We start from the raw sequence: 8,715 nt of genomic DNA on the forward strand, positions 1-8,715 counted from the left end.
CTCGGCAATCCCTCGACCCAGGCGCTGCTCGGCACGCGCGAGGGCATCATGCGCACGCGCGGCAAATGGATCGACTACGACACCGGCACGCGCACGATCCGTGCGGTCGCCACCTTCCACCCGGCCTCGAGGTAAAAGGCGAGCAATTGCTGCAGTGTAGGGGTGGGCTCGGGCGGCAGGGCCATCATGGGCGCAATCTAGAGCATCGACCGGAAAAGTGGAGGGCGGTTTTCGGAAAAGATTATTCTCTGCGGTATCCGGACGGTGCAAAGCCATCGAGGCGCAATTCCGTGGTTGTCCTTCCCCGAAAAATCGGAAACAACGACTTTTGAAAAGCTTAGAAGCGTTCTCAATGGGCTGAGATCAAAGATCATGAGTGCTGAAGACCTTCCCCCGCGCGAGTCTATGGAATTCGACGTCGTCATCGTCGGCGCCGGCCCGTCGGGCCTGTCGGCCGCGATCCGGCTCAAGCAGCTCAATCCGGAGCTCTCGATCGTCGTGGTGGAGAAGGGCTCCGAGGTCGGCGCACACATTCTGTCGGGTGCGGTGATCGATCCCGCCGGCCTCGACAAGCTCGTGCCCGACTGGCGCGAGGATGCCGACTGTCCGCTGAAGACGCAGGTCAAGCAGGACCGCTTCTACTGGGCGACGTCGCAAGGCTGGTTCCGCATCCCGAACTTCATCATGCCGCCGTTGATGCACAATCATCACAACTATATCGGCTCGCTCGGCAATGTCTGCCGTTGGCTGGCGCCGAAGGCGGAAGCGCTCGGCGTCGAGATCTATCCGGGCTTTGCCGCCGCCGAAGTGCTCTATGACGACAAGGGCGCGGTGCGCGGCATCGCCACCGGCGACATGGGCATCGCCAAGGACGGCAGCCACAAGGATTCCTATACCCGCGGCATGGAGCTGCTCGGCAAGTACACGCTGTTCGCCGAGGGCGCGCGCGGCTCGCTGTCCAAGCAACTGATCGCCAAGTTCAAGCTCGACGCCAACTCCGAGCCGCCGAAATTCGGCATCGGCCTGAAGGAAGTCTGGCAGATCGATCCGGCGAAGCACAAGAAGGGCTGGGTACAGCACACCCTCGGATGGCCGCTGAACGACAAGACCGGCGGCGGCTCGTTCCTCTATCATTACGACGACAACCGCGTCGCGGTCGGCTTCGTCGTTCACCTGAACTACAACGATCCCTATCTGTCGCCGTTCGACGAATTCCAGCGGATGAAGACGCATCCCGATATCCGCGAGGTGTTCGAGGGCGGCAAACGGCTCGCCTATGGCGCGCGTGCCATCACCGAGGGCGGCTACCAGTCGGTGCCGCGGCTGACCTTCCCGGGCGGCGCGCTGATCGGCTGCGCGGCGGGCTTCGTCAACGTGCCGCGCATCAAGGGCGTCCACAACGCGATGGGCTCCGGCATGCTCGCCGCCGAGCACGTCGCTGCCGCGCTGGGCGCCGGACGCGCCAATGACGAAATCGTCGAATACGAGAATGCGTGGCGCTCGTCGGCGATCGGCAAGGACCTGTTCAAGGTGCGCAACGCCAAGCCGCTGCTGTCGAAGTTCGGCAATCTGCTCGGAATGGCGCTGTCCGGCTTCGACATGTGGTGCAACACGCTCGGCTTCTCGCTGTTCGGCACCCAGTCGCACGCCAAGCCGGACCGCAAGACGCTCGATCCATCCAAGCAGCATCAGCCGATCGCCTATCCGAAGCCGGACGGCAAGATCTCGTTCGACAAGCTGTCGTCGGTGTTCCTGTCCAACACCAACCATGAGGAGGACCAGCCGGTCCATCTCAAGGTCGCCGACATGAACCTGCAGAAGACCTCGGAGCACGACGTGTTCGCGGGTCCCTCCAACCGCTATTGCCCGGCCGGCGTTTACGAATGGGTCGAGGAATCCGCAGGTCCGCGCTTCCAGATCAACGCCCAGAACTGCGTCCACTGCAAAACCTGCGACGTGAAGGATCCCAACGGCAACATCACCTGGGTTCCTCCGGAGGGCGGCGGCGGTCCGAACTACGAGGCGATGTAAGGCCAGGGTGAGGTCAAGGCGGCCGACCACATTTGCGTGAGGCCGCCGCCAACCTGTCGTACCCCTTGCGTGGCCTCTGTCATGTGGAAGCGGCGGATTGCACCGTCGTATACATCTGGAGACGCGGAACAGGGGGCCGCGGCGTCAGTATCCGGCGCTTTTTGCGTCCGCGCGCGAATATGCCGGGCCCGGTCACGATACCGCCATAGTGGGAGCGTCTTGCGGTGGGCTGGCTGGATCGGCGGGCCTAAAGGCCTAATCTGCCAATTGATTCGTCACGGCTTGCCTTTGGGCGATCCTTGCGGATAACCGCCAAAAGCGGCATTGTCGCTCGCCGTGATGCCGCCGCTTGGGTTCGCATTTTGAGACTGATCGCAAGATCTTGGCCGTAAAATCCATCTTGGCGTAAATCCCTGGAGCAAGGCGACCGTGATGCTGTCCACCCGTTTCAACCGCCTGACGATTGCCCTTCTTGCTGCCGCGGCGCTTGCCGTGCCTGCGCAGCTCGCGGCGCAAACGCCTGACCATCCGACCGACAATGCCGCGCAATTCCCGTCCAAGACCGACCTGAAGTCGCTGACCACGGCGGGTAGCTATCTCGCCGCCCGCCACGCCAGCGTCGAGCGCGATGCGTCCTCGGCTGCGGCGTTCTACCGCTCCGCGCTGCGCACCGACCCGAAGAATTCCGAGTTGCTCGACCGCGCCTTCATCTCCTCGCTCGCCGACGGCGACATCGAGGAGGCGGTCAAGCTCGCCGACCGCATCCTGACCCAAGACAAGGCCAACCGCGTTGCGCGCCTCGTCGTCGGCGTGCGCGACCTCAAGCTGAAGAAGTATGCCGCCGCGCAGTCCAACATCAACCAGTCGGTGCGCGGCCCGATCACCGATCTGGTGGCGACGCTGCTGTCGGCCTGGGCGTCCTATGGCGCCGGCGACAGCAAGGGTGCGGTCGCCTCGATCGACAAGCTGACCGGCCCCGAATGGTATCCGATCTTCAAGGACCTGCATGCCGGCATGATCTACGAGCTGGCCGGCAAGGAGAAGGACGCCGGCGCCCGCTTCGAGAAGGTCTACAAGCTCGACGATTCGATGCTGCGCACGGTCGACGAATATGCGCGCTGGACCTCGCGCAACAAGGATGCCGCCGCCGCGACCGCGATGTACGAGGCGTTCGACAAGAAGTTGCCGCGTCATCCGCTGGTGCTGGAAGGCATCAAGGAGACCAAGGCCGGCAAGAAGCTGCCGCCGCTGATCGATTCACCGCAGGCCGGCGCCGCCGAGGCGCTGTACGGCATCGGCGCGACGCTGACCCGCCGCGGCGGCGAGGACCTCGCGCTGGTCTATCTGCAGCTGGCGCTCTATCTGCAGCCGAACCATCCGCTGGCGCTGCTGTCGCTCGCCGATCTCTATGAATCGGTGAAGAAGCCGCAGATGGCGATCAAGGTCTATGAGCGGATGCCGGCGTCCTCGCCGCTGAAGCGCAACGCGCAGATCCAGCTCGCGACCAATCTCGACGCCGCCGACCGCAGCGACGAGGCGATCAAGATCCTCAAGGAGGTCACGTCAGATCAGCCGAAGGACGTCGAGGCGATCCTGGCGCTCGGCAACATCGAGCGCGGCCGCAAGAAGTTCGGCGACTGCGCCACCACCTACTCGCAGGCGATCGATGCGCTGCCGGCCGGTAACGGCGACAAGAATGCCTGGGTCACCTATTACTACCGCGGCATCTGCGAGGAGCGTTCCAAGCAGTGGAACAAGGCCGAGGCGGACATGCGCAAGGCGCTCGAGCTGCAGCCCGAGCAGCCGCATGTGCTGAACTATCTCGGCTATTCCTGGATCGACCAGGGCATCAACCTCGACGAAGGCATGAAGATGATCAAGCGTGCCGTCGATCAGCGCCCTGACGACGGCTACATCGTCGACTCGCTCGGTTGGGCCTATTACCGGATCGGCAATTACGAGGAGGCGGTGAAGAACCTCGAGCGCGCGATTGATCTGAAGCCGGAAGATCCGACCATCAACGACCATCTCGGCGATGCCTATTGGCGCGTCGGCCGCACCCTGGAAGCCAAGTTCCAGTGGGCGCACGCCCGCGACCTCAAGCCCGAGCCGGAAGAGCTGCCGAAGATCCAGGCCAAGATCGACAACGGCCTGCCGGATGACACCTCCAACGCCGCCGCCGCCGACAAGAAGAAGGACGACGACGGCAAGGGCGGATAGGGCTCGCGGGTGCGGCAAACTCGGTGTCGTCCCTCCAAAAGCAGGGACTCATAACCATCGATGATTATTGTTGCGGACTGCCCGGACGACGAATCCCGTTAACAACATCCGCCGCGGAGTATGGGTCCCCGCTTTCGCAGGGACGACGGCGGCGGATGCGGCGCTTAATCCGGTATACCCCCCGGAATTTCCATCCAAACAAAGGGATAGGATCGTGAGGCGATTTACGCTAATCGCTCACGATCATTGTTTTTTAGGGGTTTGTCGCCGTGCCGGCGCTGATTGAAGAAGGGCGTGCCAAGGTCAACCTGACGCTCAGGGTTGTCGGACGGCGCGTCGATGGGTTTCACGACCTGGAGAGCGTCGTCGCATTTGCCGATTGCGCCGATCGGCTCACGCTGCAGCCGGGCCCCGAGCTGTCGCTCTCGATGACGGGACCGCTGGCCGATGCCTGCGGCGATACATCGGACAATCTGGTGCTCAAGGCCGCGCGGCTGCTCGGCGAGCGCGTCGTGGACCTCGAGGTCGGCCACTTCACGCTGGAGAAGGTGCTGCCGGTTGCGGCCGGTATCGGCGGCGGCTCGGCCGATGCCGCAGCCGCGCTGCGGCTGTTGGCGCGGCTCAACGAGCTCGCGCTCGACGACAGTAGGATCATGGAGGTCGCGCTGCAGACCGGCGCCGACGTGCCGGTCTGCGTCGCCTCGCGCGCCTGCGACATGACCGGCGTCGGCGAGGGCCTGCTGCCGCTCGATTTGCCGAAAATGCCGTGCGTGCTGGTCAATCCGCGCGTGCCGGTTGCGACCAAGGACGTCTTCAACGCGCTCGGCCTGCGTCATGGCGAGCTCCTGATCGGTGCCACCGATGTGATGATGCAGGCGTCCTCTTGGCCGGAGGCTGGCCGCGCAGTCGACGACTGGATTGCGGCGCTGTCGCGCGGCACCAACGATCTCGAAGCTCCCGCCGCGCGGATCGAGCCCGTCATCAGCGACGTGTTGTCGGCGCTGCGTGACACGAGGGACGTGCGCCTGGTGCGCATGTCGGGCTCCGGTGCCACCTGCTTTGCCGTGTTCGGAACCGACGCCGACGCCCAGGCCGCCGGCGAACAGCTCCGCGCCGCTCACCCTGGTTGGTGGGTGCATGCGGGCACGCTGAGCTAGCGCGATCGCGCGGCACCACCTTCAACTGTCATCGCCCGGCTCGACCGGGCGATCCAGTACGCCGCGGCCTCTCGGCTCAAGCACTGCTGCCTCTGGAATACTGGATCACCCGCTTTCGCGGGTGATGACACCGTGGCAGTTCGGCACGATACCGTGCGACATTGCAGCGCTTCCCGCCTCAACGCCGGGCAGCCTTGCACCCCCGGTTGCTTGGCAAGCCAAACCCCGTTTGCCATAACAGGATGAACAACAACGTTGCGCGTGCGGGACCGTTCGGAATCCGCCTGCAGCCAAAGAGCCGGGAGGATGCCATGGCCAATATCCGAGTTCTCGCCACCGACCTCGAGTTTCCCGAAGGTCCTGTCGTCATGCCCGACGGCTCGGTCGTGCTGGTTGAAATCCGCGGCCAGCGGCTGACCCGGGTCTATCCCGACGGGCGCAAGGAGATCGTCGCCAAGGTGCCGGGCGGCCCGAACGGCGCCGCGCTCGGTCCCGACGGCAAGATCTACGTCTGCAACAACGGCGGCTTCTCCTGGATCCCGACCAAGAACATGATCATGCCGGGTCCGCAGCCGGAGGATTATCTCGGCGGCTCGATCCAGCGTGTCGATCTGCAATCCGGCAAGGTCGAGACCGTGGTGACGAAGTGCGGCGAGCATGAGCTGCGCGGGCCGAACGATCTGGTGTTCGACAGACAGGGCGGCCTGTGGTTCTCCGATCTCGGCAAGCGCCGCGCCCGCGACATGGATGTCGGCGCGTTCTATTACCTGAAGCCCGGCATGAGCGAGATCGTCGAGGCCGTGCACGGCATCCTGCCGGCCAATGGCATCGGTCTCTCGCCGGACGAGAAGACCGTCTACATCGCGGAGACGCCGACTGCCCGGTTGTGGGCCTACGAGGTGTCCGAGCCCGGCACTATCAAGCCGCGCGACGTGATCTATCGCGGCGAGCGCGGCAAGCCGATCGCTGGCCTCGGCGGCTACCAGATGTTCGACTCGCTCGCGGTCGAAGCGAACGGAAATGTCTGCGTCGCAACCCTGATCTCGGGCTGCATCTCGGTGATCGCGCCCGACGGCACGGTCGTCGAGCAGGTGCCGACCGGCGACCGCGTCACCACCAACATCGCCTTCGGCGGCCCCGATCTGAAGACCGCGTACATCACGCTGTCCGGCAGGGGCGAGTTGATCGCGATGGACTGGTCGCGGCCCGGATTGCCGCTGAATTTTCTGAACAAGTGACGTAAGAACGTCATTGCGAGCGAAGCGAAGCAATCCATGCGACCACGAACGCGGAGAGAATGGATTGCTTCGTCGCCTCGCTCCTCGCAATGACGGAAAGGATACAAAATGCCCCGGCTTGAACCGGTCACCCTTCGCGGCGCGCATGCGCGGCTCGAACCGCTGTCCCACGATCACCGCGACGGCCTGGTCGACGCGGTGAAAGACGGCGGTCTGTCGAACCTCTGGTACACCGCGATCCCGCAGCCGGAGAACATGGCCAAGGAGATCGACCGCAGGCTCGGCTTGCAGAAGACCGGATCGATGCTGCCGTTCACCGTGTTCGATGCCGATGGCCGGATCTCGGGCATGACGACCTACATGAATGTCGACACACCGAACCGCCGCGTCGAGATCGGCTCGACCTGGTACGCCAAGCGTGTGCAGCGCAGCGCGGTCAATACGCAGTGTAAAGTGCTGCTGCTGCAACATGCCTTCGAGAAGCTCGATTGCATCGCAGTCGAGTTCCGCACGCATTTCTTCAATCACCAGAGCCGGCGCGGCATCGAGCGTCTGGGTGCCAAGCAGGACGGCATCCTGCGCAGCCATCAGATCGCGCCCAACGGCACGTTGCGCGACACAGTGGTTTACAGCATCATCGCCAGCGAATGGCCGACGGTGAAGGCGCATCTCAACTATCAACTCAACGAAAAGCCGCGCTGACACTTTTGTCGGCGCCAGAAGCGAGACGATGGAAACGTTCGATTATGTGATCATCGGCGCAGGCTCCGCCGGGAGCGTGCTGACCAATCGGTTGAGTGAAGATGCGGGCACGCGGGTCTGCGTGCTCGAGGCGGGGCCGAGCGACTGGCATCCCTACATCCATCTGCCGGCCGGCTTCATCAAGACCTTCCACATGAAGAGCGTGAACTGGGCCTACCAGCAGGAGGTGGGGCCCTACACCGGCGGCCGCAGCATTTATGCGCCGCGCGGCAAGACGCTCGGCGGCTCGTCCTCGATCAACGGCCACATCTACAACCGCGGCCAGCGCCAGGATTTCGACACCTGGGCGCAACTCGGCAATTGCGGCTGGGGCTATCCCGACGTGCTGCCCTATTTCCGGCGCATGGAGAAGCGGATCGGCGAGGGCGACGACACTTATCGTGGCCGTAACGGCAATCTCACCGTCACCACGATGGACTGGCAGGATCCGCTCTGCGAGGCCTTCATGGCGGGCGCGGTCAGCCTCGGCATTCCACGCAACCCTGACTACAACGGCCAGATCCAGGAGGGCGTGTCGTACTGCCAGCGCACCATCCTGAACGGACGTCGCGTCAGCGCCGCGACCGCGTTCCTGCATCCGGCGCGGAAGCGGCCGAATGTCGATGTGCGCACCCATGCCCACGTCACCGGCATCATCTTCGAGGGCAAGCGCGCGGTCGGCGTGCGCTATAATCGCGGCGGCAAGCACGGCGATCCCCTGGATATCCGCGCCACCAAGGAGGTCATCCTCTCCGGCGGCGCCTACAATTCGCCGCAGCTGTTGCAGCTCTCCGGTGTCGGCTCGCCCGATCTGTTGCAGGCGCACGGCATCGAGGTGCGTCACGCGCTGCCGGGTGTCGGCGAAGGCCTGCAGGATCACTACGCGCCGCGCTCGGTTGCGCGGGTCAAGAACATCCGGACCATCAACGAAATGCGCCGCGGCCTCAGCCTGTGGGGCGAAGCGATCAAATGGGCGACGACGCGGCGCGGCCTGCTGTCGCTGTCGCCGACCATGGTCTACTGCTTCTGGCATTCCGGCGAGACCACCGAGAGCTCCGATCTGCAGCTCACCTTCACGCCGGCGAGCTACAAGGAAGGCGTGCAGGGCCAGCTCGAGGACGAGCCCGGCATGACGGTCGCCTCGTGGCAGCAGCGGCCGGAGAGCCGCGGCTATGTCCGCATCCGCTCCGCCGATCCGTTTGCGCCGCCGGAGAGGATGACCTCCTTGGTGGCGCGGATATCCAGGGGATCGCCGTGCTTGCCGCCGCGATTATAGCGCACGCCGACCGCGCGCTTGCCCTCGAAGATGATGCCGGTGACGTGGGCAT

Annotated in this window: 5 protein-coding genes and 2 pseudogenes; all 7 read left to right on the forward strand. The window is 64.4% G+C overall.

Going from position 1 to position 8,715, the window contains the following annotated elements:
• Positions 1-126 (forward strand): annotated as a pseudogene (locus tag FNJ47_RS51990) (uracil-DNA glycosylase); the annotation flags it as partial.
• A 246-nt stretch (positions 127-372) separates the two neighbouring features.
• The gene (locus tag FNJ47_RS42415) at positions 373-2,031 is read left to right on the forward strand and encodes an electron transfer flavoprotein-ubiquinone oxidoreductase (RefSeq protein WP_163162276.1); all 1,659 of its coding nucleotides are present in this window, start codon (positions 373-375) and stop codon (positions 2,029-2,031) included.
• A gap of 432 nt (positions 2,032-2,463) precedes the next feature.
• A complete protein-coding gene (locus tag FNJ47_RS42420; RefSeq protein ID WP_163162278.1) occupies positions 2,464-4,251 on the forward strand; it encodes a tetratricopeptide repeat protein in 1,788 nt (595 codons plus the stop codon).
• A gap of 269 nt (positions 4,252-4,520) precedes the next feature.
• A complete protein-coding gene (locus FNJ47_RS42425) occupies positions 4,521-5,408 on the forward strand; it encodes a 4-(cytidine 5'-diphospho)-2-C-methyl-D-erythritol kinase (protein WP_163162280.1) in 888 nt (295 codons plus the stop codon).
• 311 nt (positions 5,409-5,719) lie between these two features.
• On the forward strand, positions 5,720-6,646 hold the full coding sequence (locus tag FNJ47_RS42430) for an SMP-30/gluconolactonase/LRE family protein (protein ID WP_163162282.1): 927 nt from the start codon (positions 5,720-5,722) through the stop codon (positions 6,644-6,646).
• A 108-nt stretch (positions 6,647-6,754) separates the two neighbouring features.
• Entirely contained in the window at positions 6,755-7,348 is a 594-nt protein-coding gene (locus FNJ47_RS42435) for a GNAT family N-acetyltransferase (protein ID WP_163162284.1), read from the forward strand.
• A gap of 28 nt (positions 7,349-7,376) precedes the next feature.
• Positions 7,377-8,621 (forward strand): annotated as a pseudogene (locus FNJ47_RS42440) (GMC family oxidoreductase); the annotation flags it as partial.
• Positions 8,622-8,715 lie beyond the last annotated feature (94 nt).

Origin of the sequence: Bradyrhizobium uaiense (assembly GCF_010811875.1) — a bacterium.
Taxonomy (GTDB): Bacteria; Pseudomonadota; Alphaproteobacteria; order Rhizobiales; family Xanthobacteraceae; genus Bradyrhizobium; species Bradyrhizobium uaiense.